This window comes from Streptomyces sp. NPDC127092, assembly GCF_042722475.1.
Taxonomy (GTDB): Bacteria; Actinomycetota; Actinomycetes; order Streptomycetales; family Streptomycetaceae; genus Streptomyces.
Window position 1 is genome coordinate 16,242 of record NZ_JBHXFE010000024.1, and the last position, 23,298, is coordinate 39,539.

The window sequence follows — 23,298 nt, forward strand, 5'->3', positions numbered from 1 at the left end:
GAGGAGCGGCCCTTCCCATCGTGCCGGAAGGGCCGCTCGGAGGTACTACTGGGCGAGGTGGTCCGGGCCGAAGGCCTGCGGGAGCATCTCCGCCAGGGTGGTGAACCCGGCGGGCGTCTCCAGGACGAGCCCGGGGCCGCCGAACTCGTACAGGAGCTGCCGGCAGCGGCCGCACGGCACCAGCGGGCCGCCGCTGCCGTCCACGCACACGAAGTGCGTGAGCCGCCCGCCGCCGGTCGCCTGCAGCTGCGAGACCAGGCCGCACTCGGCGCACAGGCCGAGGCCGAACGAGGCGTTCTCCACGTTGCATCCGGAGACCACCCGCCCGTCGTCGACGAGGGCCGCCGCGCCGACCGGGAACTTCGAGTACGGGGCGTAGGCGTGGGACATCGCCTCGCGCGCCGTCGTACGCAGCAGCTCCCAGTCCGGCTCGGATCCGGCCCGGGTCACTTGCCCTGGCCCTTCCGGTACGGCAGACCGTCCGCCTTCGGCATCCGCAGCCGCTGCGCCGAAAGGGCGAGCACGAGCAGCGTGGTGACGTACGGGGCGGCGTCCACGAACTGGCTCGGGACCTCGTCGGTGAGCGCGTACCAGAGGAAGAAGCCGGCCGAGAAGAAGGCGGAGAGCGCCGCGGCCACGTACTTCTTCCTGTACAGCTGCCACAGGGCGGCGATCACGAGCACCATCGCGACCAGCAGCAGCATCGCGTGGACGTTCTCGGCGCCGCCGCGCAGCTTGAGGCTGTCGGTGAAGCCGAACAGGCCGGCGCCCATCGCCATGCCGCCCGGCATCCAGTTGCCGAAGATCATCGCCGCGAGGCCGATGAAGCCGCGGCCGCCGGTCTGGCCCTCCTGGTAGATGCCGGTGGAGACGATCGCGAGGAACGCGCCGCCGAGACCCGCGAGACCACCGGAGACGACGACGGCGATGTACTTGTACTTGTAGACGTTGACGCCCAGCGACTCGGCGGCGACCGGGTTCTCACCGCAGGAACGCAGCCGCAGGCCGAAGGCCGTACGCCACAGCACCCACCAGGTGACCGGCACCAGCAGGAGGGCGACCACGGTCAGCAGCGACAGGTTGGTGACCAGACCGCCGAGGATGCCGGCCACGTCCGAGATCAGGAACCAGTGCTTGGCCTGGAGGTCGGCCAGCCAGTCCGAGAGCCCCGGGATGGTGATCTGGGTGATCTGGTCGATGCGCGGGGACTGCTTGGAGGAGCCGCCCTCGGCCTCGGCGAAGGTGAAGTTCGACAGGTACTGGGTGAAGCCCACCGCGAGGATGTTGATCGCGACACCGGACACGATGTGGTTCACGTTGAACGTGACGGTGATGACCGCGTGCAGCAGACCGCCCAGCGCACCGCCGAGCAGACCCACGACGACGCCCGTCCAGGGGCCCCACTGGTAGCCGGCCCAGGCGCCGAACCAGGTGCCGAGGACCATCATGCCCTCGAGACCGATGTTGACGACGCCCGCGCGCTCGGCCCACAGACCGCCGAGACCGGCGAGACCGATCGGCACCGCGAGCTGCAGCGCGCCGGAGACCTGGCCGACCGAGGTGAGGTCGTTGGCGCCGGAGATGGCGCGGACCATCGAGAAGAGGACGAGGCCGGCCGCGACGATCAGCAGGATCCAGGGCCAGGTGAGCTTGCGGCGGCCGCCCGCCTTCTTGGGCGCGGCGCTCGGCTTGGTGACGGTGCCCGTGCTCATGCCGCAACCTCCTTGTCGGTCTTGAGGGCGCCGCCGGCGGCGAGTTCCTCGCCGACCTTCTGCTGCTGGCGGCGGAGGCCGTAACGGCGGACGAGTTCGTAGGAGACGACCACGGCGATCACGATGATGCCCTGCATGATCTTGGTGATCTCCTTCGGGTAGCCCTCCACGTCGAGCGACGACGAGGCCTTCTCAAGGAAGGCGAAGAGCAGGGCGGCGAAGAAGATGCCGACCGGGTGGTTGCGGCCGAGCAGCGCGATGGTGATGGCGGTGAAGCCGACGCCCACGGGGAAGTCGAGGCTGTACGTGTGGGTCTCGCCGAGCAGGGTCGGCATGCCGGACAGACCGGCGAGGGCGCCGGAGAGCAGCATCGAGGTGAGGATCATCCTCTTGGCGTCGACACCGCTGGCCTGGGCGGCGGACTCGCTGGCGCCGGTGGCGCGCAGGTCGAAGCCGAAGCGGGTGCGGTTGAGGACGAACCAGTAGACGACACCGAGCGCGAGCGCCACGAAGGTGAAGCCGTAGATGACGCCGTTGCCCTCGCCCATGTCGATGCCGGGGAACCAGCCGGACTCGGAGATCTCACCGGTGGTGAGGTTGTTGGAGCCCTCGGGCTGGACGCCGAAGTTCTTCGGCAGGATCAGCCAGGCCACCAGCGAGGTCGCGATGGCGTTGAGCATGATCGTCGAGACGACCTCGGAGACACCGCGGGTGGTCTTCAGGATGCCGGCGATGCCGGACCAGAAGGCACCGGTGAACATCGCGACCAGCACGATCACCAGGATGTGCAGCGGACCCGGCAGCTCGATGGACGCGCCGACCAGGGCGGACACCATCGCGGCGAGCCGGTACTGGCCGTCGACACCGATGTTGAAGAGGTTCATCCGGAAGCCGATGGCCACGGCCAGGGCCGCCAGGTAGTAGATCCCGGTCTGGTTGACGATCAGCACCTGGATGTCGGCGAAGCCGGCCTGGTCGATCATGATCCGGATCGGCTCGATCGGGTCCAGACCCGTGGCGAGCAGCACCAGCACGGTGAGCACGAACGAGGAGACCAGCGCGAGCACCGGGCCCGCGGCCCCGATGATCAGCTTGTCCTTGTCGAATTTCATCATCGGGCGTCACCGTCTTCGGGGTGCTCTGCGGAGGGCGCGTCGGTGCCTTCGAGGTGGCCGGTGGCCGCGCCGGTCATGGCGGAGCCCAGCTGCTCGGGCGTGATGGTGGCGGGGTCGGCGTCCGCGACGAGCCGGCCGCGGTACATGACCTTGAGCGTGTCGGACAGGCCGATCAGCTCGTCGAGGTCGGCGGAGATCAGCAGCACCGCGAGGCCCTCGCGGCGGGCGTCACGGATCGCGTCCCAGATCTGCGCCTGCGCGCCGACGTCCACTCCGCGGGTGGGGTGGGCGGCGATCAGGAACTTGGGGTCGTGGCTCATCTCGCGGCCGACGATCAGCTTCTGCTGGTTGCCGCCGGAGAGCGAGGCCGCGGTGACGTCGATGCCGGGCGTGCGCACGTCGTACTCGCGCACGATCCGCTCGGTGTCCTTGCGGGCGGCCTTCGGGTCGAGGACACCGCGCTTGGAGTTGGGCGCCTCGGTGACGTGGCCGAGGATGCGGTTCTCCCAGAGCGGGGCCTCGAGGAGCAGGCCGTGGCGGTGGCGGTCCTCGGGGATGTAGCCGATGCCGCCCTCGCGGCGCTTGCGCACCGAGGTGGCGGAGATGTCCCGGCCGTCGAGGGTGATGACGCCCGCGTCGGGGGCGTTCATGCCCATGAGGGCCTCGATGAGCTCGGTCTGGCCGTTGCCCTCGACACCGGCGATGCCCAGGATCTCGCCCTTGTGGATGGTGAGCGAGATGTCGTCGAGGAGCTTGCGGCCCGCGCCGACCTCCTGGAGGGCGACCGCGCCGGACGGGTCCGGCGGGGCGGCGCTGGTCAGCGGCGCGGCCGCGGCGGCGCCGGCCTCGGTCAGGGTGAGGCCCTTGACCTGGAGCATCGGGACGTCCGTGACCGTCGACTCGCGGGTCTCCGGCGACGGCAGCTCGGTGCCGACCATCAGCTCGGCGAGCTGCTTGGTGGTGGCGGTCTTCGGGTCGGCGGTGCCGACCGTGGTGCCGCGGCGGATGACGGTGATGTCGTCGGCGACCTTCAGGACCTCGCCCAGCTTGTGCGAGATGAAGATGACGGTCAGGCCCTCGGACTTGAGCTCGCGCAGGTTGTCGAAGAGCGCGTCGACCTCCTGCGGGACGAGCACGGCGGTCGGCTCGTCGAGGATGAGGATCTTGGCGCCGCGGTAGAGGACCTTGAGGATCTCCACGCGCTGCCGGTCGGCGACGCCGAGGTCCTCGACGAGCGCGTCGGGGCGGACGCCGAGGCCGTACGCGTCGGAGATCTCCTGGATCTTCCTGCGGGCCTTGGCACCGATGCCGTAGAGCTTCTCGCCGCCGAGGACGACGTTCTCCAGGACGGTGAGGTTGTCGGCGAGCATGAAGTGCTGGTGCACCATGCCGATGCCGCGCGCGATGGCGTCACCGGGGCTGGAGAAGGAGACCTGCTCGCCGTCGATGGCGATGGTGCCCTCGTCCGGCTTCTGCATGCCGTAGAGGATCTTCATCAGGGTCGACTTGCCGGCACCGTTCTCACCGATGAGGGCGTGCACGGTGCCCTTGCGAACGGTGATCGCGATGTCCTTGTTGGCGACGACGCCGGGGAAGCGCTTGGTGATGCCGTGGAGTTCTACGGCAGGGGGGCTGGACGCGTTGATGGCGCACTCTCCTTGGCCGGAAGGAGTGGGAGCGGAGGGCAGGGCGGGGCGAAGTTATCGTGCCGCTGGGACATCTACACGCGTAGCACTGCCGAAAATTGAAAACCCGTACGGGATTGGGTCCCGTTCCGGGGGAATGGGGCCGGGGCCCGGTTCCGGTGGGGTGCCACTGGAGCCGGGCCCGCAGGCTCAGGTCAGGACCTGGGGTCGCCGTTACGGCGTGGTCTTGACGGTGATCTTGCCGTCGACGATGTCCTTCTTCGCCTTGTCCACGGCGGCGACCATCTCGGTCATGCTGGAGTACGCCGGGTTGGACGTGGCCAGACCGACGCCGTCCGTCGCGAGGCCGTAGCGGACCTCGCCGCTCTGCGGCTTGCCGTCCTTGACCGACTTGATCAGGTTGTAGACGGAGTCCGAGACGTCCTTGGTGACCGAGGTCAGGATGTGGTCCTTGTAGGCGGCCAGACCCTTCTGGTTGTACTGGTCCGAGTCCACGCCGATGGCCCACTTGCCGGCCTTCGCGGTGGCCTCGATCGCGCCGGAGCCGGCGAGACCGGCGGCGGCGTAGATCACGTCGGCGCCCTTGTCGAGCTGGCCCTGCGCGGCGGCCTTGCCGAGGTCGGGCTTCGAGAAGCCGTCGAAGTTCGGCGGCTGGGTCAGGTACTGGGTGAGCACCTTGGCCTTGGGGTTGGTGTCCTTGACGCCCTGGACGAAGCCCGCCTCGAACTTCTTGATCAGCGGGACCTCGACACCGCCGATGAAGCCGACCGTGCCGGTCTTGGACGCCTTGGCGGCGGCGACGCCGGCCAGGTAGGAGCCCTGCTCCTCGTTGAAGACGAGGTTGGCGATGTTCGGGCCGGTCTTCGACGTGTCGTCGATCAGGCCGAAGGTGGTCTTCGGGTAGGCCTTGGCGACCTTCTCGATGGCCGGCGCGTAGGCGAAGCCGACGCCGATGACCGGGTTGTTGCCGGCGCGGGCGAGCGCGGTGAGGCGCTGCACCTTGTCGGCGTCGCCCTCACCCTCCGAGGGCTCGGCCTCGGCGCCCTTGACGCCCAGCTCGTCCTCGGCCTTCTTCAGACCCGCGTAGGCGGCGTCGTTGAAGGACTGGTCGCCACGGCCGCCGATGTCGTAGGCGATGGCGGCCTTGACGGCCTTGGAGTCGGAGGAGGAGCCCGAGTCCGTCGACGACTTGCCACAAGCGGTGGCGGACAGGGCGAGCGCCGCGGAGGCGATGCCCACGGTCGTGATCCTGGTGATCCGGCGCAAGAGGAGGTCCCTTCAAGACTGACCGAAAGCGCCTCTTCCGGCGCTGGTTTCGCGGCGATCGTAACGCGCGTAGATGTCAGTTAAAGACCCGTTCATGAGTCGTTATCGGATCGACGCGAACCAGCCAGGCCGGACACCGGCGGCGTCCGGCCCGATACCGCCCGTCATACACGCTGGTACGGGCGTACGGGCCGGGCCACGAAGCGACACGCCGGGCCTTGGGCCGGGCGGATGAACCGCCTCCGCTCGCTCGTTAAGTCGTACTTAAAAGTCCGGATTTCGTCGTTTGCGCCGAAGCCCGGCCCGGCCCCCGATCGACCGCCGATCGACCCGCCGGCCGGCGGCCCGGTCAGCGCTTGGCGGCCTTCGGCGTGGCGTCGAGCAGCGCGGCCGCGGTGAACAGCTCCACGCCGACCCCGATGGCCCGCTCGTCGACGTCGAAGTCGCCGGCGTGCAGGTCACGGACCCGCGTGTCGCCCGGCGTGCGGACGCCGAGGCGGGCCATGGCGCCGGGGACGTGCTCCAAGTACCAGGAGAAGTCCTCACCGCCGAGCGACTGCTCGGTGTCCTCCACCGAGAGCGGGCCGCGGCGGGCGGTCATGGCGTCGCGGAGCAGCTCGGTGATCACCGGGTCGTTCACGACCGGCGGGACGCCGCGGACGTAGTCGACGGTCGACTTGGCGCGGTGCAGCGTGGCGATCTCGTCGATCGCGGCGTGGACCAGGTCGGGGGCCTCGCGCCAGGTCGGCAGGTCGAGGCAGCGGATGGTGCCGGAGAGCTCCGCGTGCTGCGGGATGACGTTGGGCGCGTGGCCGGACTCGATGCGGCCCCAGGTGACCGAGAGCCCGGAGCGGGCGTCCACCCGGCGGGCCAGCACGGCGGGCACGTCGACCGCGATGCGGGCGGCGGCCGTGACCAGGTCGGTCGTGAGGTGCGGGCGGGCCGTGTGGCCGCCGGGACCGTCGAGGGTCACTTCCAGGCGGTCGCAGGCGGAGGTGATGGGGCCGGGCCGCAGCCCGATCTTGCCGGCGTCGACCCGGGGGTCGCAGTGGACCGCGAGGATCCGGCCCACGCCGTCCAGGACGCCCGCCGCGACGGCGTCGGCGGCGCCGCCGGGCAGCACCTCCTCGGCGGGCTGGAAGAGCAGTCGTACGGCCGCGGGGAGGCGGCCCTGGCGGTCGAGCTCGGCGAGGACGAGTCCGGCGCCCAGGACGGCGGTGGTGTGGACGTCGTGGCCGCAGGCGTGGGCCCGGTTCTGCTCCTGGGAGCGGTACGGGACGGTCTTGACGTCCGGGATGGGCAGCGCGTCGAGGTCGGCGCGGATCGCCAGCATGGGCCGTCCGCGGTCCCAGGTCCCGATGTCACAGATCAGCCCCGTGCCGCCGGGAAGCACCTGCGGTCGCAGTCCGGCGGCCTCCAGGCGGGCTCTGACCGCGGCGGTGGTACGGAACTCCTGGTTGCCGAGCTCGGGGTGCATGTGCAAGTCCCTGCGGAACGCGATCAGTTCGGCGCGCAGGGGTTCGGACAGCGTTCCGGGCAGTGCTGCGGGCGCCGCGCCGGGACCGGGCTCTCGGGACTTCAACTGGTTCACCTTTTGAAGGGTAGGCCCCCAGTGAGATCAACTGCCCGTTGATCACGAAAAGTTCAGCCCGATAGGGGAAAGAAATCTTGTTCCTTGGGCATGACGGTCACCCTCTGTGGGTATGGTTACCCGAATTCGAGTCTCTCGGTGCGGGTGGCGGTGCCGGCGACGCCGGCCAGGAAGCCCTGGGCGCGGGGCGAGGCGTTGTCGCGCAGCCACTCCGGGGCGATCTCGCAGACGGCGACCTTCACGCCGGTGCCGGCGAGGGCCAGCGGCAGGGTGTGCACGACCGTGGACGGAAAGCTGACGATCGTGCGGCCGACGGGGCCGCGGCGGGCGATCAGCTCCAGCGGCAGGTCGGGCCGGACCACTTCCAGACCGGTCTCCACCGCGATCCGGTGCAGCTTCTCGGCGCTCTCGCGGCGGTGCGCGAAGTAGCGGGTGGCGCCGTGGGTGCGGGCCAGGACGGTGACGGCCCGCAGGTACTCGTCGGGGTCGACGACGCCGGTCTCGACGAGGGAGGTGCCGACCAGGTCGGCGCCGCGGGTGAGCCGGGGCGGGCCGAAGCGGGACCGGGTCCAGGCGAAGTCGTTGGCGGTGACGATGGTCCCGGGCGGCGGTTCGACCGGCAGCGAGGTGAAGATCTCCACGGTGCGGCGTCGGCCCGGCGCGAGCTTGCGGCGGGCGAGCGTGGTGACCGGCGCGAGCACCAGCTCGCGCGGCCCCCGTCCGCTGCCCCGCCGGTGCCAGCGCACCAGCCGCTCGCCGCGCGCGAGTTGGGCGGCGAACTCCATGGTGGCGGTGCCGTCGTCGACGACGGTGACCCGGCGGGGCCCGAAGAGGGTGAGCAGCAGCTGGACGTAGCGTGAGAACGGATCCCCGACGATCACCCGCTCCGCGGTCCGCAGCGGCGCCGCGAGCTCGCGCAGCGTGCTGGCCAGCGCCCCCCGGCCCTGCCGCGCGTCCTGCCACTTCACCGTGACCCCCTCGTCCCGCGCCAGCTGGGCCATCCGGCGCAGCTGCCCGCGGGACATGGGGTCGGTGGGCGACAGCACGACCACGGTGAGCCCGAGCCCGGCGAGCGGCCCGACCGGGGCGGTGCCCCGCCCGGTCACGACGACCGGGCCGTCGTCGGCACCGGGAGCCGGGGCGGCGGCCCCGGCCCGGCGCCCGCCGGCCGGCTGGGCCGGGACGGCGGGCAGGGTCGGGGCGGGGCGGTGGGCCGTGGCGTGGGCCCACTCCAGGACGTTCAGCAGCTGGACCGGGCTCTCGACGAACGCCAGCTGGCCGGTCATGCGGAGACGAGTCCCTGGACCCGGCGGAGCTTCTTCATCGGGCCGAGCTCCGACTCGTAGACCTTCTTCACGCCGTCGCCCAGCGCGGTCTCGATGGTGCGGATGTCGCGGACCAGGCGCTGCAGGCCCTGCGGCTCGACGGAGGCGGCCTGGTCGGAGCCCCACATGGCGCGGTCGAGGGTGATGTGGCGCTCCACGAAGGTGGCGCCGAGGGCGACGGCCGCGAGGGTGGTCTGCAGGCCGGTCTCGTGGCCGGAGTAGCCGATCGGGACGTTCGGGTACTCGTCCATCAGCGTCTGGATGACGCGCAGGTTGAGCTCCTCGGCCTTCGCCGGGTACGTGGAGGTGGCGTGGCAGAGCAGGATGTTGTCGGAGCCCAGGACCTCCACCGCGTGGCGGATCTGCTTGGGGGTGGACATGCCGGTGGAGAGGATCACCGTGCGGCCGGTGGCGCGCAGCTCGCGCAGCAGCTCGTCGTCGGTGAGGGAGGCGGAGGCCACCTTGTGGGCGGGGACGTCGAACTTCTCCAGGAAGGCGACGGCCTCGGTGTCCCACGGGGAGGCGAACCAGTCGATGCCGCGCTTCCTGCAGTGCTCGTCGATGGCCCGGTACTCGTCCTCGCCGAACTCGACGCGGTGGCGGTAGTCGATGTACGTCATCCGGCCCCAGGGCGTGTCGCGCTCGATGTCCCACTGGTCGCGCGGGGTGCAGATCTCCGGGGTGCGCTTCTGGAACTTGACGGCGTCACAGCCCGCCTCGGCGGCCACGTCGATGAGCGCGAAGGCGTTGTCCAGGTCGCCGTTGTGGTTGATGCCGATCTCACCCGTGATGTACACGGGCATGCCCGGGCCGGCGGTCTTGCTGCCGAGGGTGCGGAGACGGTTGCTGCTCATGGTGGTGGTTCCTTACGAGTTGGGGGTGCGGGGCTCGGGGATGGTGAGCTCGGGTCCGAGGAGCCAGGCGGCGATCTCGCGGATCGCTCCGGAGCCGCCGGGGGTGTGGGTGACCGCGCGGGCGGCGGCCCGTACGGCGTCGTGGGCGCTGCCCACCGCGACGGGCCAGCCGACGAGGTGGAAGCAGGGCAGGTCGTTGACGTCGTTGCCGGCGTAGAGCACGCGCTGCGGGTCGATGCCCTGCTCGTCGCACCACTGCTTGAGGGCGAGGTCCTTGCGGTCCACGCCGTGCAGCACGGGGATGCGAAGCTTGCGCGCGCGGGCGGCGACGACGGGGTTCTGCTCGGTGGAGAGGATCAGCAACGGCACGCCGGCCCTGCGGAGGGCGGCGATGCCGAGGCCGTCACCGCGGTGCACGGAGACGAACTCGCGTCCGTCGGCGTCGATGTGGACCCGGTCGTCGGTCTGGGTGCCGTCGAAGTCGAGGACGACGGCGTCGACGTCGGCGAGGACGGGCGTCGCCGGGGTGTCGAGCAGCGGCGCGAGGACCCGGGCGCGTGCCAGGTCGTGCGGGTCGTCGATCTCCAGGACCCGGGCCGGGTCGGTGACGACGAGCGCGGTGCGGCCGAAGAAGCGGTGGCCGTGGGTGCGGAAGCCCTCGGCGGCCATCGCGTAGACGGCGCCGGTCTCCAGGTACTCCGGCTCGCGGTCCTGGCGGCGCGGCCGGTGGGCCTTGTCGTGGTTGACGCCGGTGGCGTCGCCGTCGGCCTCCCGCCACAGGAAGCCGTGGCTCGGGGCCGCGGTGAAGGCGGTGTCGGCCGCGCCGGAGGTGATCCGCCCGGCGGTCTCGGCCACCTCCTCCGGCGTGAGGAAGGGGCTCGTGCACTGGACGAGCAGCACCACGTCCGCGCCGCGGCCCCGGGTGGCCTCGAAGGCGTCCATGGCGTGCAGCACGGCGGACTCGCTGGTCGCGGTGTCGCCGGAGAGCTCGGCGGGGCGGTGGACCGCCTCCGCGCCGAAGGCGCGGGCGGCCTCGGCGATGGCCGGGTCGTCGGTGGAGACGACGACGTCGGTCACGCCGGGGGCGCCGAGGCAGGCCCGGACGGCCCGGCCGACCAGCGGGATCCCGGCGACCGGGGCGAGGTTCTTGGCGGGAACGCCCTTGGAGCCGCCCCGTGCGGGGATGACGGCGAGCACGGTCGGCGTGTCGGTGGTCATCAGAGTTCTCCCAGGCGGCGGATGACGGGCGCCACGCGCTGGACGCCGTGGCGGTAGGCGCCGCGTGCCGCCTCGCGGACGATCCGGCGCACCCCGCTCTCGCGGGGCTGGGGCGCGGTGACGTCGAGGCGGTGGCGGGCGAGGATGCCGGGCAGGTAGCCGCCGGCGGTCTCGGCCGTGTAGTACGGGGCGACCGGCGGCAGCGCGGGCCCGGCGAGGAGTTCGGCGACCCGCTCGCGGGCGGCGTCGAAGGCCTTCTCGTACGGGACTCCCCCGGGCAGTCCCGCGGCGCCGACGCCCTGGCGGGCCAGCCAGTGCTCGTCGGGCCGCGGTACGGCGCCCTCGTCGAGCGCGTCGAAGGACGTGAGCAGTCCGGAGCCGATGAAGTGGTGGTTGCCGAGCGCCTCGCGCACGCCGAGGTCGGTGAGGATCGCGGTGGGGACGCGCCGGTGCAGGGCTTCCAGGGCGGCCGTGGAGGACACGGTGACCAGCAGGTCGGTGCGGTCCAGCACCTCGCCCATGTGCCCGTACACGAGGCGGAAGTTGGGCGGCACCGGCAGGTCGCGCACCAGCTTCTGGTACGGGAACTCCTCCAGGTGCGTGGTGTGTTCGCCGGGCCGGGAGCGCAGCTTGAGCAGCACCTCGCGGTCCGGGCGCAGCCGGGCGTGCTCGACCAGCCGGCGCAGCACGTAGGCACGTTCGGCCTTGGTGACGGGCACGGAGGGCTGGGCGGCGAAGACCAGGGTGTCGCGGCCGGGTTCGGGGCGGTGCGGGGCGCCGCCCAGGAAGGGCAGGGCGGCCTCGACGACCGAGCCGGGATCGGCGCCGACGCCCTCGTACACGGCACGGAAACGTTCCGCGTCGTGGCGGGAGTTGGCGAGGACGACGTCGGCGCCGTGCCGCAGCAGGAGCCCGTCGGCGAGCTTCTCGTAGACGACGCCGACATAGCCGGTGACGAGCACCGGGCGGCGGTCGAGGGCGAGGTCGGCGAGGCCCTGGAGCATGGCGCGGACGGTGCCGCCGACGAGGGCGAGCACCACGACGTCGTAGCCCTCTCCGCGGTCGGCGGCGTCGCGTACCTCACGCAGGAACTCCGTGCCCGTCACCTCGCGCGGTGCGGTGTCGGACACCGCCGTCTCGGCGAGCTGGCGGGAGGTGGGGGTGGCGCGGCCGCGCAGCACGAATCCCGTGGGAGCGGGGGCGTCTTCGGCGCTGATTCTGCGTGCGGTGAGCACGCCCCATTTCCACCGGGTGTCGGAGTCGGCGAGAACGGCGACGCGCACCGCTCGATCGGTACGTGATGGCACGTCCAGGACGCTAGGAGGGCCCGGGGATTCGCAGCCCAACTGGGCCACAACAAATGGTTAACAGCACCATGACGCATTGCGGGAAACGGACAGAAAGAGAAGCGGATCCGGGGCGGTTAAGGGGCTCGCCGCTTCGTGTTCACCGAGCATCCCCTTGCCGGTCAGGACGAATGCCGGGGCGCCGCCTAGCGTCGGTTCCGTGGTCAAGCTCTCCGTCGTCGTGCCGTTCTACAACGTGCAGACATATGCCCCCGACGCCCTCAGAAGCCTGCGCGCGAACGCCCGTGAGGACTTCGAGTTCCTGCTGGTCGACGACTGTTCGACGGACGGGACCCCGGAGCTCCTGGCACGGGCGGAGCGCGAGATCCCGGGGGCCCGGCTGCTCCGGCACGCGCGCAACGAGGGACTGGCGACCGCCCGCAACACCGGTCTCGACCAGGCCCGCGGCCGGTACGTGGCCTTCCTGGACGGGGACGACTGGCTCTCGCCCGGCTTCTACGCGGGCCTGGTCGCCGCCATGGACGAACTGGACTGCGACTTCCTGCGCACCGACCACGTCCGGGTGACCGGCCGCAGCCGCTCCGTGCGGCGGGCGCCGGTGGGCCGGCGCGGGGAGCTGCTGCGCCCCCGGGACGCGATCCTGCCGGCCGACCGGACGACCTCGGTGGACTACCCGTACGCCTGGGCCGGGATGTACCACCGGCGGCTGCTCGACCGGGGGCTCCTGCACTTCCCGCACGGGCTGCGGACCGCCGAGGACCGGCCGTGGATCTGGCGGCTGCACCGGGAGGCGGAATCCTTCGCCGTGACCGGTGATCTGGGAATCTTCTACCGGCGCGGGGTCGCCACCTCGCTCACGCAGATCGGTGACGTCCGGCAGCTCGATTTCATCCGCGCTTTCGATCAGGTGATCGACGAGACAAAGAACGATCCCGATGCGGATCTCCTGCTTCCGAAAGCCGTCCGTACCTATTGCGCGGTGATTTCCCACCACATCGGCAACATGGCGAAATTCGAACCCGAGGTCGGCAGGAAATTGCGGGCCATGAGCTCGGGCGCGCTGCGCCGGCTGCCGCAGGACGTGCTCGCCGAGGCCCTGTCCGCGATGGGCGAGGACCGCGCGGGCCCGCTGCGCCGGCTCAAGCGCCGCCGCCCCGCGCCCGCCCCGGCCGCACCCGCCGCCCCGGCCCAGGAAGAGAACGCCGCATGAGCAGCGAGAACCGCACCGGAACCACCCAGATCTTCTACGCCTCCACCCTGTACGGGGCGGTCACGCTCGCCGCGGCCCTCGACAGCGGCTGCTTCCGCCCGGCCGGGCGGCGCCTCCTGCTCGTCTCCACCAACGCGGCCGTGCCGGAGACCACCACCCCGGTGGACCGGATGCCCGGATTCGAGCGGCTGCGCGGCCGGTTCGACGAGGTCCTCGACTGGAACGAGACCATCGAGCCGCTGCACCCCGGCGGCTGGACCCCGCGCCCGGACGACCTGCCGCTGCTCCAGCGGCACCTGCGGCGGCTGTGGGGGCTCGGCACCGACCGGGTCGAACTCGTCGTGGAATCCCTCCAGGTCGCGCCCGCCCTGACGATCGCCCAGCTCTTCCCCGACGCGCCGATCGACGTCTACGCGGACGGCCTGATGAGCTACGGCCCGACCCGCAACAAGATCGACCCGCTGGTCGGCGAACGGGTGCGCCGGCTGCTCCACCTGGACCTGGTCCCCGGTCTCGCGCCGCTGCTGCTGGCCGAGTTCGGCGCGGCCCCGGAGACCGTGCCGACGGAGGCCTTCACCAAGGTCGTCGAGGAACTCTCCGGTCCCGAGGCCACGGATCCCGGCGCGGAGCGGGGCCCCGCCCTGCTGCTCGGCCAGTACCTGGCGGCGCTCTCGCTCCTCACCGCCGAGGAGGAGGGCGAACTGCACCTGCGGATGGTGCGGGGCGCGGTCGCCCGCGGCCACCGCCGGCTGGTCTTCAAGCCGCACCCGACGGCCCCCGACGCCTGGTCGAAGGCCCTGGTCCGGGAGGCGGAGACGCTGGGCGCCGAGCTCACCGTCGAGGACCGGCCGGTGCTCGCCGAGGTGCTCTACCGGGAGCTGCGGCCCGCGCTCGTCGTGGGCTGCTTCTCGACGGCGCTGTTCACGGCGAGCGCCTTCTACGGCATCGAGACCGCCAGGGTCGGCACCCGGCCGCTGCTGGCCCGGCTCTCGCCGTACCAGAACAGCAACCGGGTGCCGGTGGTCCTGGTGGACTCGCTGGTGCCCGACCTGGAGGACCCCGGGCAGCCGGCGCTCGGCCTGCCGGAACTGACCGGCCTGGTCGCGGCGGTGGGCTTCGCGATGCAGCCGAGGATCCGGCCGGACCTGCGCGAGGAAGCCGTACGGCACCTGTCGGGCCCGCTCGCGGCCGGCACCCGGCACCACTTCACCCGGCGCCGGCTCACCTCGCTCGGCCTCCCCGGCGGCCTCCCGGTCCCCCGCCACCCGGGCCTGCGCCGCCTGGCCCGCCGCGCCCTGAAGCTGAAGCGACGGGCCCTCGGCGGCCGGTGAGACCCGGGGACCCGGCCCGCGCGCCGGACCGGGCCCGCCGGCCGGACGGGGCCCACGCGCCGGACCGGGTCAGCCCCGGGTGATCGGCTCCTGGATCTCGGCGATCCAGCCGGCGGGGTCCTCCGGGCACTCCAGGTACAGCTCCCGGGCGTAGCCGGCGGAGCGGTAGCCGTTGGTGTCGATCCAGGAGGCCAGGGTCTGGGCGGTCGGGAGGATCCCGTCCATGGAGCCGCGGTGGACGATGGTGGCGGCCTCCTCGATGCCCGGCAGGACGTGCACCAGCACGCCCTCCGCGGCCGTCCCCTCGGGGACGGTCATGCCGGCGTGCACGACGACCGATCCGTCGCCCCTGCCCGCGTCCTCGTAGTAGGCGATGCCCGGGCCGAACCCGGTGACGCCCGCCGCCTCCAGGCGGCCGCACAGCTCCTCGTACAGCGGGCCGATGACCGGGCTGATGTCCTTCGGCCCGAAGCTGCCGGCGGTGCCGCTGAGCTCGGCGATCCGGACGGCGGGGATCTTCTTGACGACGACGTCCTGCGTGGACATGCGTCCCTCGCTCTCGATGGCTCGGAGCCGCGCACCGACCTGGGCGAGCCGGGCCCGCGCCTCCTCCAGGGCCGTCTCCAGCTCGGCCTGGCGCAGGCGCAGCATTCCGCGCAGCTCGTCCGCGCCGATCTCGTCGTCGAGGATGGCCGCCACCTGTTCGAGGGTGAAGCCGAGGTCCTTGAGCGCGATGACGCGGTTGAGCCGGGCGAGCTGGTCCGCGGAGTAGAAGCGGTAGCCGCTGTGCGGGTCGACGTGGGCCGGGCGCAGCAGTCCGATGGCGTCGTAGTGACGCAGCATGCGGACCGACACCCGCCCGTGCCGGGCGAAGTCTCCGATGGTGAACATGACGTCTCCTACGGAACGGCCTCACACGGTGTCAGGGTCAACCGGTCAGGCGGCGCTGCTGAGCGAGAGCTTCACGGCGAAGCCGAGGAAGAGCGCGCCGGCGGCGGAGGTCGCTCCCGCCGAGAGGCGCTTGCGGCGGCGGAAGGCGGCGGCGAGGCGGGTGCCGCCGAATATGAGCGTCGTCAGGTAGAGGAAGCTGCCGAGCTGCAGCAGGGTGCCGAGGACCAGGAAGGACAGCGCCGGGTAGGCGTAGGACGGGTCCACGAACTGCACGAAGAAGGAGATCAGGAAGAGGATCGCCTTGGGGTTGAACAGGCTGATGATCAGGGCGCGGCGGTAGGGGCGCTCCACCGGACCCGCGGCGCCCTCGGTGGCCGGCTCGTCCGCGACGGCCTGGCCGCGGGTGCGCCACATCTCGCGGGCGGCGCGCAGCATCCCGTAGGCCATCCAGGCCAGGTAGCCCGCGCCCGCGTACTTGACGATCATGAAGAGCAGCGGGGTGGTCTGGAGCAGCGAGGCCGCGCCGAGGGCGGCCAGGGTCATCAGGACCGTGTCGCCGGTGAACACGCCGGCGGCGGCCTTGTATCCGGTCCTGGTGCCCTTGCGGGCGGCGACGGACAGCACGTACAGCGAGTTCGGCCCCGGGAGGAGGATGATGAGGACGAGCCCGGCGAGATAGGTCGGCAGATCGGTGACACCCAGCATGGAGCGGAGTGTCGCACGTGCGTACGACACTCTGCTCCGGTGTTTCGCATCGCGGAAGATCGGAAGGCGGGCGGCGGGCAGCGTCAGAAGGCGTCGGTGGGGACATAGGTGCCCCAGACCTGGCGCAGCGCGTCGCAGACCTCGCCGACCGTGGCCCGCGCCCTGAGCGCCGTCTTCATCGGGTAGAGGACGTTCTCCGTGCCCTCCGCCGCCTTCCTCAGCTCCGCGAGCGCCGTGTCCACGGCCGCCTGGTCACGCTCGGCGCGCAGCCTCGCGAGCCGTTCGGCCTGCTGGGCCTCGATCGCCGGGTCGACCCGCAACGGCTCGTAGGGCTCCTCGACGTCCAGGGTGAAGCGGTTGACGCCGACGACGACCCGCTCGCCGGAGTCGGTCTCCTGCGCGATGCGGTAGGCGGACCGCTCGATCTCGTTCTTCTGGAAGCCGCGCTCGATCGCGTTGACGGCGCCGCCGAGGTCCTCGACCTTCCGCATGAGCTCCAGGGCCGCGGCCTCGACGTCGTCGGTCATCTTCTCCACGACGTACGAGCCGGCGAACGGGTCGACGGTCGCGGTGACGTCGGTCTCGTACGCGAGGACCTGCTGGGTGCGCAGCGCGAGCCGGGCGGACTTGTCCGTCGGCAGGGCGATGGCCTCGTCGAAGGAGTTGGTGTGCAGCGACTGGGTGCCGCCGAGGACGGCCGCGAGGCCCTGGACCGCGACCCGGACCAGGTTGACCTCGGGCTGCTGGGCGGTGAGCTGCACGCCGGCGGTCTGGGTGTGGAAGCGCAGCATCAGCGACTTGGGATCCCTGGCCCCGAACTCCTCCTTCATCACCCGTGCCCAGATCCGGCGGGCCGCCCGGAACTTGGCGACCTCCTCGAGGATCGTCGTGCGCGCGACGAAGAAGAAGGAGAGCCGTGGCGCGAACTCGTCCACGTCCATGCCGGCGTCGAGCGCGGTGCGGACGTACTCGATGCCGTCGGCGAGGGTGAAGGCGATCTCCTGCGCGGGCGAGGCGCCCGCCTCCGCCATGTGGTAGCCGGAGATCGAGATGGTGTTCCACTTCGGGATCTCGGCCCGGCAGTACTTGAAGATGTCGGCGGTCAGGCGCAGCGAGGGCTGCGGCGGGAAGATGTACGTGCCGCGGGCGATGTACTCCTTCAGCACGTCGTTCTGGATGGTGCCGGTCAGCCGGTCCGCGGGGACGCCCTGCTCCTCGCCGACGAGCTGGTAGAGCAGGAGCAGCAGCGCGGCGGGGGCGTTGATCGTCATCGACGTGGACACCTTGTCCAGCGGGATCCCGTCGAAGAGGACCCGCATGTCGTCGAGCGAGTCGACGGCCACGCCCACCTTGCCGACCTCGCCGTGCGAGATGGGCTCGTCGGAGTCGTGGCCCATCTGGGTCGGCAGGTCGAAGGCGACCGAAAGGCCCGTGGTGCCGTTCGCGATGAGCTGCTTGTAGCGGGCGTTGGACTCGACGGCCGTGCCGAAGCCGGCGTACTGGCGCATCGTCCACGGCCGGCCGGTGTACATCGACGGGTACACGCCACGGGTGAAGGGGTACGCGCCGGGCTCGCCCAGCTTCTCGGCCGGGTCCCAGCCCTCCAGGGCCTCCGGCCCGTAGACCGGCTCCACGGGCAGCCCCGACTCCGACTCGCGCGCCATGTGCTGTGCCTCCCGATCGACGTCGTGCTCGCTCCCAGCATGCCCGTCTCTTTTCGGTCACGTGCGCAACCACTCGGGCGCGGGAAGCATCACTTCGTACACACGTCATTCTTCCCGGGGGGCTCCGATGAAGCGTTCGTCATCCGTCATACGCAGAGCAGTGCTGGCCGCCGCGGCCGTCGCGCTCGCCGCCGGCTGTACGGCCCAGGCGGCGGGCTCCGGTTCCGGCGGGGGCGCGGGCGGTACGACGACGCCGTCGGCCGGCACCACGGCTCCGCCGGCGACGCCCTCGTCCGACGACAAGCCGTCGGCCACGCCCACGACGGAGAAGCCGAAGCCCAAGGTCCTGATGGACGACGGCGACGAGAACGAGCAGGTGCGCGAGCTCCAGGCGCGGCTGCGCCAGATCGGCTACTTCGACCGGGCGCCCACCGGTTTCTACGGGACGATGACGGCGGGTTCGGTGAAGGCCTTCCAGAAGAAGCGGGAGCTGCCGCAGACCGGTTCGGTGGACGAGGTCACCTGGCAGCGGCTGCTCGCCATGACGCACCGGCCGACGGCCGACGAACTGAAGCCGTCCACGACCAACAAGCTGGACACGCCCGACCCGCGCTGCATGACCGGGCGGGTGCTGTGCATCAGCAAGGAGAGCCGGACGCTGGCCTGGATGATCGACGGCAAGGTCGTGTCGTCGCTCGACGTGCGCTTCGGCTCGGAGAACACCCCGACCCGCGAGGGCGAGTTCAAGGTGGAGTGGAAGGCCCGCAACTGGACGTCGACGATCTACCACACGCCGATGCCGTACGCGATGTTCTTCAGCCGCGGCCAGGCGGTGCACTACTCGGCCGACTTCGCGGCCCGCGGCTACAACGGCGGCTCGCACGGCTGCGTGAACGTCCGTGACAAGGCCAGGCTCGCGGTGCTGTTCGACCAGGTGAAGGTGGGCGACAAGGTCGTCGTGCACTGGTGACCGCCGTGTGCGGGAGCCTCGTGCGAAGGACCGTCGTGCGCGGGTGACCCCGTAGGAGAGAGGGCGCGGGTGGGACCGGGGGAACGTCCCCCACCCGCCCCGGTGCGCCGAGCCGAAGGTACGGGGGGAACCCCGGCTCCTTGCGCTCGCCGATGACCAGTCGGCTCATTCAGTACTGCGTCGCGGGGTCGAAAAGTGTCACACCCCCGTCGGCGCCGTGAACGTCAGCGGTCCCTGCCGTGCGTTCCGCCGCCCGTTCCGCCCGCCGCGCCGTGCGTCCCGCCGCCCGCCGCGCCGGTCTTCCCGCCGCCGTGGTCGCCGTTCTTCCCGTGGTCCCGGTCCCGGTCGCCTCGGTCGCTCTTGTCGTCGCCGTCGGCGCTGCCCGAGTCGGAATCGCCGGAGCCGCCGCTGCCCGAGCCGCCGCTGGAGGACGTCCGTCCGGCGGTGGGCTTGGGCGTGGCGGTGGCCGTGGCCGGCGCGCCGGAGAGGATCCGGTCGCAGTAGCGCTTGACGGTCTCGCCGCTCCTGAGCGCGTTCGTGAGCCGGTCGCGGCCGCTGTCGGCCAGCCGGCCGGCGCGGTAGTCCTGGCAGGCCTGGATCACCTTGGCGCGCTCGTCGGCGTCCGGCGTGCGACCGTCGGCGGTCTCACCGGGCGTGGCGGTGGCGCCGTCGCCGCCGCCGGCTCCCGCCGAGGCGGTGCCGGGGCCGTCCGTGGCGCCGGGAGTGGCGGTCTGCCCGTCCCGGTCGGTCGGGACGCCGGGGACCTGCGTGCCGGCGCCGCCGCTGGGCGAGCCGGAGGTGCCGGGGCTGCCGGACTCGCCGGGCGGTGTGGTGCCGACGGACACGACCGACTTCCCGGGCTCCGGGTCGGTGGTCAGCGGCAGCATGCCGGTGCCCGCCGCGACGGCGACACCGCCGACCGTGACGGCGGCGACCGCGGCCGCCAGGCCGTAGCGCAGGGAGCGTCCCCAGCGGCGGCCGGTGAGCACGGGCGCGATCCGGACGCGGCCGAGATCGGTGGCGGCCTGGCCGGCGTATCCCGGTACGGCGGCGGCCGCACGCTCGGCGGCGGCCTTGCGGAAGGCGGCGAGCGCGGCGGCCTCGCCGGGGAGCTCCCCGCCGGATCCCGCGAGCGGGCCGACGGCGGGGGTGCGGGCCGTGTCGAGGACGCGCGCGAGGAGTTCGGCCTGCGCGCGGGAGGCGTCGTCGACGGGGTCGACCGGCTCGCCGCGCAGCAGCCGCTCCGCGGCCTCCTGGTCGAGCCACTGGTACCGCTCGTCGGCCATCACATGTCCTTCTGCGTCCGCGCGCGCGATTGCGTCACACCGCCGGGGGCGCCGGCCCCGGGCCGGGGGCCGCGCTGCGGAGGGACGCCGTCCAGCGGGGCGGTGTCGTCGGCACCGGCCGTGCCGAGGAGTTCGGCGAGTTTCTTGAGGCCGCGGTGTGCGGCGGTGCGGACGGCGCCGGGCCGCTTGCCGAGGGTGTCGGCAGCGCTCTTGGCGTCGAGTCCGACGACGACCCGCAGGACGACGGCCTCGGCCTGGTCCTGCGGCAGTTGGGCGATGAGGTGCATGGTGCGGCCGGTGGCCAGGGCTTCCAGGGCCTCGTCCGCGGTGTCGGAGTCGGCGGGCTTGTCGGTGAGCTCGGTCTCGTCGCCGCCGACGGCGGGGCGGCGGCCGCGCATCCGGATGTGGTCCAGGGCGCGGTTGCGGGCGATGCGGGCGGCCCAGCCGCGGAACCGGTCCGCGTCGCCGTCGAAGCGGTCGAGGTCGCGGGCGATCTGCAGCCAGCTCTCGGAAGCCACGTCCTCCGCGTCGGCCTCGCCGACCAGGGTGCGTATGTATCCGAGCAGCCGCGGATGCACCGCGCGGTAGACGGTACGGAAGGCGTGCTCGTCGCCCTCCTGCGCGGCGAGCACTGCGGCTGTCAGCTCCGCGTCGTCCCCCAGCACTCCCCACACCTGTCCGTCGTCGCGCTCATCGCGGCTGGTCGTCACCGCCACGCCGCCCGGGCGCAGCAGAACGCTACGTCCTTTTCGGGCGCCGCGTCCACGCGGGTCCGGTTCTTTGTGCAACTCGCAACTTCGGGGTGTGACAGAAAACGCATGCCCGGCGCTGTTAGGAGTACGGGGCCGTGCTGCGGCTCCGCGGACGACGACCGGGGCCTCTCCTGTGGGGGGTGGCGGCCCCGGTCGTCTTCCTTTCACCTGCGGTTACGGGCGCCCACGAGGGGCGCCCTTTTCTTTTGCCCGCGCCTTCGCCCGCACCTTTCGACCGCGGCCCGCCCCCAGACCCGCCACGACTGTCGACCACAACTGTCAACCGACCGTTGACAATCCAGGGGTGTCAACCTAGGGTTGCACTCATGACGAATCCTCTCGGCATGAACAACCCGGTGCGACTCGACGACCTGATCGAAGCGATCAAGAAGTCCCACTCGGACGCCCTCGACCAGCTGTCCGGCGCGGTCATCGCGGCGGACCACCTCGGCGAGGTCGCCGACCACCTCATCGGCCACTTCGTGGACCAGGCACGGCGGGCCGGCGCCTCCTGGACCGACATCGGCAAGAGCATGGGCGTCACCCGGCAGGCCGCCCAGAAGCGGTTCGTCCCCAAGGACGACAAGGAGGCGGACGCGGCGAAGATGGACCCGAACGCCGGCTTCAGCCGGTTCACGCCCCGGGCCCGCAACGTCGTGATGGCCGCGCAGAACGAGGCCTCAGCCGCCCGCAACGACAAGACGGTCCCGGCCCACCTGGCCCTCGGCCTGCTGGCCGAGCCGGAGGGGCTCGCGGGCCACTGGATCGCCGGCCAGGGCGTCACCGCGGAGCGGCTCCGCGAGGCGGTCACGGCGACGCTGCCGCCGGCCGTCGAGGAGGTGCCCGCGCTCATCCCGTACGACGCGGACGCCAAGAAGGTCCTGGAGCTCACCTTCCGGGAGGCCCTGCGGCTCGGCCACAACTACGTGGGCACCGAGCACATCCTGCTCGCGCTCCTGGAGTTCGAGGACGGCAAGGGCGTGCTCGCCGACCTCGGCCTCGACAAGGCCAGGGCCGAGCGGGAGATCTCCGAGGCGATCGGTTCGCTGGCGATCGCGGACACCGAGCCGGAGGCCTGACGGGCGCACGGCTCAGGCGGTGCTACCCGGTCCGTACGGCCCGGAGTCGCACCGGTGCCACGCGGACGCGGCTCAGGCGGTGCGCGCCCTGCGCGAGACGACCGCGCGCAGGACGCGCCCGCCCTCGGTCGAGAGGTCGCGGGCGCGGCGCAGTCCGGTCGGCCCGTGCGCCACGGCCTCCAGGACGGCCTGCTGGCGCCGGAGCTCGCCCGCGTACAGCGGGCCCGCGTCGGTGGCGTCGTGGTGGGCGTGCGCGGTGAGCGCCGCCTCGGAACAGCGCCGGGCCCACTCCCGCAGCGGCTCCCCGGCCCAGTCGGCGGGCGCGCCGTCGAGCATCCCGCGCACCAGGGCGGCGGCCTCGTCACCGGCCCCGGAGCCCACGCCGTCGAGTTCGACCCGGGCCTTCGCGACGGCCTCGCCCCAGGCACCGCCGTCCCCGCGGGCGACGGCGGCCCAGACGGGCCGGAGGACGTCCGCACCGTCGGGCGAGAGCAGCGGCAGACACCGGTCGAGGCAGGCGAGCCCGGCGGCCGCGAGGCCCCGCTCGTCGGCGCGGTCGATCAGTTCCTGCAGGCTCGTGCTCGTCACGGACGTCATGGACGCCTCCTCGCCAGCTATGCGGAAGCAGTACTTCCACTACTGCGCCGCCCGGCGCGTTTTCGTCACTGCGCGGCCGGAATCATGCCAGTGGCCCTCGCGTGCTGCATAGAGGTCAGGCAGCGGACGAAGCGGATCGCGTACAGCGCGGCGACGATGTCCAGGCCGTAGCCCGTCGCCGACCACCAGGTCGCGGCGGTGTACGCCGCGGCGTCCGCCGCCCCGCGGAACAGCACCCCGGACATCCAGTTGACCAGCGTGCTCGCGACCCAGAAGCCCCACCAGGCGTTGATCAACGACAGCTCCCCCGGCCGGTCGGCCGCGGTCGGCGCGAAACGGCTGGCCCGCCAGATGTCGGCGGCGATCCCGCGCGGGATCCACAGATTGCCGATCGGGACGAACCAGCCGCCGATGGCCCAGCCGACACCGCGCTCCTGCTGGTCGCCCGCCCACACCTGGGCGTTCTGCCGCAGCCGGTGGAACCAGACGATGAAGACCACGCCGGTCGCCACGTACAGCATGAACGCGAGGCTGTAGAGCGGGTTCAGGTCGGCGCCGCCGATCACGGCGGCGTCGAAGTCACCGCTTTGGTCGCCCACGACGAGAAAGCGGATGTCGAACAGGCCGAGCACGACGTCGACGGCGGCATTGGCGGCGAGCAGCGGCACGACGGCGCCCGCCAGGCCACCGGGGTTTCTGAGCATGCGGAAAGCGGACCCCCACGGATGCGCGGCGCCCCCCTCCCCGAGCACGCCGGGCGGCCGCGCGGCCGCCGAACA

General features: G+C 72.1%; 21 protein-coding genes. 4 read left to right on the forward strand and 17 right to left on the reverse strand.

The features are described from left to right. Window positions 1–45: 45 nt before the first annotated feature. The 10 genes from ACFWJO_RS20715 to ACFWJO_RS20760 form a co-directional block, all read right to left on the reverse strand. A complete protein-coding gene (locus ACFWJO_RS20715; RefSeq protein WP_386867103.1) occupies window positions 46–450 on the reverse strand; it encodes a cytidine deaminase in 405 nt (134 codons plus the stop codon). After that, a complete protein-coding gene (locus ACFWJO_RS20720; protein WP_386867105.1) occupies window positions 447–1,712 on the reverse strand; it encodes an ABC transporter permease in 1,266 nt (421 codons plus the stop codon). Before ACFWJO_RS20720 ends, ACFWJO_RS20715 begins: the two co-directional genes overlap by 4 nt. Continuing rightward, entirely contained in the window at window positions 1,709–2,827 is a 1,119-nt protein-coding gene (locus ACFWJO_RS20725; protein ID WP_386867107.1) for an ABC transporter permease, read from the reverse strand. Before ACFWJO_RS20725 ends, ACFWJO_RS20720 begins: the two co-directional genes overlap by 4 nt. Then, window positions 2,824–4,473 (reverse strand): ABC transporter ATP-binding protein, encoded by a 1,650-nt coding sequence (locus ACFWJO_RS20730; protein WP_386867250.1) that lies wholly within the window; start codon window positions 4,471–4,473, stop codon window positions 2,824–2,826. The genes ACFWJO_RS20725 and ACFWJO_RS20730 overlap by 4 nt, the downstream gene beginning before the upstream one ends. 213 nt (window positions 4,474–4,686) lie before the next feature. Further along, entirely contained in the window at window positions 4,687–5,739 is a 1,053-nt protein-coding gene (locus ACFWJO_RS20735; RefSeq protein WP_386867109.1) for a BMP family protein, read from the reverse strand. Window positions 5,740–6,088: 349 nt separating this feature from the next. Further along, the gene (locus tag ACFWJO_RS20740) at window positions 6,089–7,330 is read right to left on the reverse strand and encodes an amidohydrolase (RefSeq protein WP_386867110.1); all 1,242 of its coding nucleotides are present in this window, start codon (window positions 7,328–7,330) and stop codon (window positions 6,089–6,091) included. Between the two features lie 116 nt (window positions 7,331–7,446). Beyond that, a complete protein-coding gene (locus ACFWJO_RS20745) occupies window positions 7,447–8,616 on the reverse strand; it encodes a hypothetical protein (RefSeq protein WP_386867112.1) in 1,170 nt (389 codons plus the stop codon). Next, on the reverse strand, window positions 8,613–9,509 hold the full coding sequence (locus tag ACFWJO_RS20750) for an N-acetylneuraminate synthase family protein (RefSeq protein ID WP_386867114.1): 897 nt from the start codon (window positions 9,507–9,509) through the stop codon (window positions 8,613–8,615). The genes ACFWJO_RS20745 and ACFWJO_RS20750 overlap by 4 nt, the downstream gene beginning before the upstream one ends. Window positions 9,510–9,521: 12 nt before the next feature. Then, on the reverse strand, window positions 9,522–10,727 hold the full coding sequence (locus tag ACFWJO_RS20755; RefSeq protein ID WP_386867116.1) for a cytidylyltransferase domain-containing protein: 1,206 nt from the start codon (window positions 10,725–10,727) through the stop codon (window positions 9,522–9,524). Then, complete coding sequence (locus ACFWJO_RS20760; protein WP_386867118.1) at window positions 10,727–12,034, reverse strand: DUF6716 putative glycosyltransferase; 1,308 nt, start codon at window positions 12,032–12,034, stop codon at window positions 10,727–10,729. Before ACFWJO_RS20760 ends, ACFWJO_RS20755 begins: the two co-directional genes overlap by 1 nt. Before the next feature lie 199 nt (window positions 12,035–12,233). On the opposite strand from ACFWJO_RS20760, the gene ACFWJO_RS20765 reads away from it, so the two are divergent. Together ACFWJO_RS20765 and ACFWJO_RS20770 are read left to right on the forward strand one after the other, a co-directional pair. Next, window positions 12,234–13,244, forward strand: a complete 1,011-nt coding sequence (locus ACFWJO_RS20765; protein ID WP_386867120.1) for a glycosyltransferase family 2 protein — start codon at window positions 12,234–12,236, stop codon at window positions 13,242–13,244. Then, window positions 13,241–14,575 carry an alpha-2,8-polysialyltransferase family protein gene (locus ACFWJO_RS20770; RefSeq protein ID WP_386867121.1) on the forward strand — a complete coding sequence of 445 codons (1,335 nt, stop codon included), beginning with the start codon at window positions 13,241–13,243 and terminating at the stop codon, window positions 14,573–14,575. Before ACFWJO_RS20765 ends, ACFWJO_RS20770 begins: the two co-directional genes overlap by 4 nt. A 69-nt stretch (window positions 14,576–14,644) precedes the next feature. Here the strand turns inward: ACFWJO_RS20770 and ACFWJO_RS20775 are convergent, their stop codons facing one another. From ACFWJO_RS20775 to ACFWJO_RS20785, 3 genes are all read right to left on the reverse strand, one after another. Further along, window positions 14,645–15,466, reverse strand: a complete 822-nt coding sequence (locus tag ACFWJO_RS20775; protein WP_386867123.1) for a MerR family transcriptional regulator — start codon at window positions 15,464–15,466, stop codon at window positions 14,645–14,647. Window positions 15,467–15,511: 45 nt separating this feature from the next. Beyond that, window positions 15,512–16,171, reverse strand: a complete 660-nt coding sequence (gene leuE, locus ACFWJO_RS20780; protein ID WP_386867125.1) for a leucine efflux protein LeuE — start codon at window positions 16,169–16,171, stop codon at window positions 15,512–15,514. An 83-nt stretch (window positions 16,172–16,254) separates the two neighbouring features. After that, window positions 16,255–17,835: a methylmalonyl-CoA mutase gene (locus tag ACFWJO_RS20785; protein WP_386867127.1), complete on the reverse strand. Its 1,581-nt coding sequence runs from the start codon at window positions 17,833–17,835 to the stop codon at window positions 16,255–16,257. Window positions 17,836–17,962: 127 nt separating this feature from the next. Here ACFWJO_RS20785 and ACFWJO_RS20790 point away from each other — a divergent pair, with 127 nt between their 5' ends. Further along, complete coding sequence (locus tag ACFWJO_RS20790) at window positions 17,963–18,805, forward strand: peptidoglycan-binding protein (RefSeq protein ID WP_386867129.1); 843 nt, start codon at window positions 17,963–17,965, stop codon at window positions 18,803–18,805. Window positions 18,806–19,029: 224 nt separating this feature from the next. Here the strand turns inward: ACFWJO_RS20790 and ACFWJO_RS20795 are convergent, their stop codons facing one another. Next, window positions 19,030–20,091 (reverse strand): hypothetical protein, encoded by a 1,062-nt coding sequence (locus ACFWJO_RS20795; protein ID WP_386867131.1) that lies wholly within the window; start codon window positions 20,089–20,091, stop codon window positions 19,030–19,032. After that, window positions 20,091–20,756, reverse strand: a complete 666-nt coding sequence (locus ACFWJO_RS20800; protein WP_384417851.1) for an RNA polymerase sigma factor — start codon at window positions 20,754–20,756, stop codon at window positions 20,091–20,093. The genes ACFWJO_RS20795 and ACFWJO_RS20800 overlap by 1 nt, the downstream gene beginning before the upstream one ends. Window positions 20,757–21,169: 413 nt before the next feature. Between ACFWJO_RS20800 and ACFWJO_RS20805 the strand changes: the two genes are divergently transcribed. Then, window positions 21,170–21,922: a Clp protease N-terminal domain-containing protein gene (locus ACFWJO_RS20805; protein WP_386867132.1), complete on the forward strand. Its 753-nt coding sequence runs from the start codon at window positions 21,170–21,172 to the stop codon at window positions 21,920–21,922. A 72-nt stretch (window positions 21,923–21,994) separates the two neighbouring features. On the opposite strand, the gene ACFWJO_RS20810 is transcribed toward ACFWJO_RS20805, so the two are convergent. Continuing rightward, complete coding sequence (locus tag ACFWJO_RS20810) at window positions 21,995–22,519, reverse strand: hypothetical protein (protein ID WP_386867134.1); 525 nt, start codon at window positions 22,517–22,519, stop codon at window positions 21,995–21,997. Between the two features lie 65 nt (window positions 22,520–22,584). Continuing rightward, window positions 22,585–23,223 carry a DUF4328 domain-containing protein gene (locus ACFWJO_RS20815; protein ID WP_386867136.1) on the reverse strand — a complete coding sequence of 213 codons (639 nt, stop codon included), beginning with the start codon at window positions 23,221–23,223 and terminating at the stop codon, window positions 22,585–22,587. Window positions 23,224–23,298: the final 75 nt, after the last annotated feature.

Excerpts from the sequence above, each read along its gene's own strand:
- ACFWJO_RS20720 (WP_386867105.1), bottom strand. The coding sequence starts at position 1,712 with ATGAGCACGGGCACCGTCACCAAGCCGAGCGCCGCGCCCAAGAAGGCG.
- ACFWJO_RS20725 (WP_386867107.1), bottom strand. The coding sequence starts at position 2,827 with ATGATGAAATTCGACAAGGACAAGCTGATCATCGGGGCCGCGGGCCCG.
- ACFWJO_RS20745 (WP_386867112.1), bottom strand. The coding sequence starts at position 8,616 with ATGACCGGCCAGCTGGCGTTCGTCGAGAGCCCGGTCCAGCTGCTGAAC.
- ACFWJO_RS20750 (WP_386867114.1), bottom strand. The coding sequence starts at position 9,509 with ATGAGCAGCAACCGTCTCCGCACCCTCGGCAGCAAGACCGCCGGCCCG.
- ACFWJO_RS20755 (WP_386867116.1), bottom strand. The coding sequence starts at position 10,727 with ATGACCACCGACACGCCGACCGTGCTCGCCGTCATCCCCGCACGGGGC.
- ACFWJO_RS20770 (WP_386867121.1), top strand. The coding sequence starts at position 13,241 with ATGAGCAGCGAGAACCGCACCGGAACCACCCAGATCTTCTACGCCTCC.
- ACFWJO_RS20775 (WP_386867123.1), bottom strand. The coding sequence starts at position 15,466 with ATGTTCACCATCGGAGACTTCGCCCGGCACGGGCGGGTGTCGGTCCGC.
- leuE (WP_386867125.1), bottom strand. The coding sequence starts at position 16,171 with ATGCTGGGTGTCACCGATCTGCCGACCTATCTCGCCGGGCTCGTCCTC.
- ACFWJO_RS20785 (WP_386867127.1), bottom strand. The coding sequence starts at position 17,835 with ATGGCGCGCGAGTCGGAGTCGGGGCTGCCCGTGGAGCCGGTCTACGGG.
- ACFWJO_RS20790 (WP_386867129.1), top strand. The coding sequence starts at position 17,963 with ATGAAGCGTTCGTCATCCGTCATACGCAGAGCAGTGCTGGCCGCCGCG.
- ACFWJO_RS20795 (WP_386867131.1), bottom strand. The coding sequence starts at position 20,091 with ATGGCCGACGAGCGGTACCAGTGGCTCGACCAGGAGGCCGCGGAGCGG.
- ACFWJO_RS20805 (WP_386867132.1), top strand. The coding sequence starts at position 21,170 with ATGACGAATCCTCTCGGCATGAACAACCCGGTGCGACTCGACGACCTG.
- ACFWJO_RS20810 (WP_386867134.1), bottom strand. The coding sequence starts at position 22,519 with ATGACGTCCGTGACGAGCACGAGCCTGCAGGAACTGATCGACCGCGCC.
- ACFWJO_RS20815 (WP_386867136.1), bottom strand. The coding sequence starts at position 23,223 with ATGCTCAGAAACCCCGGTGGCCTGGCGGGCGCCGTCGTGCCGCTGCTC.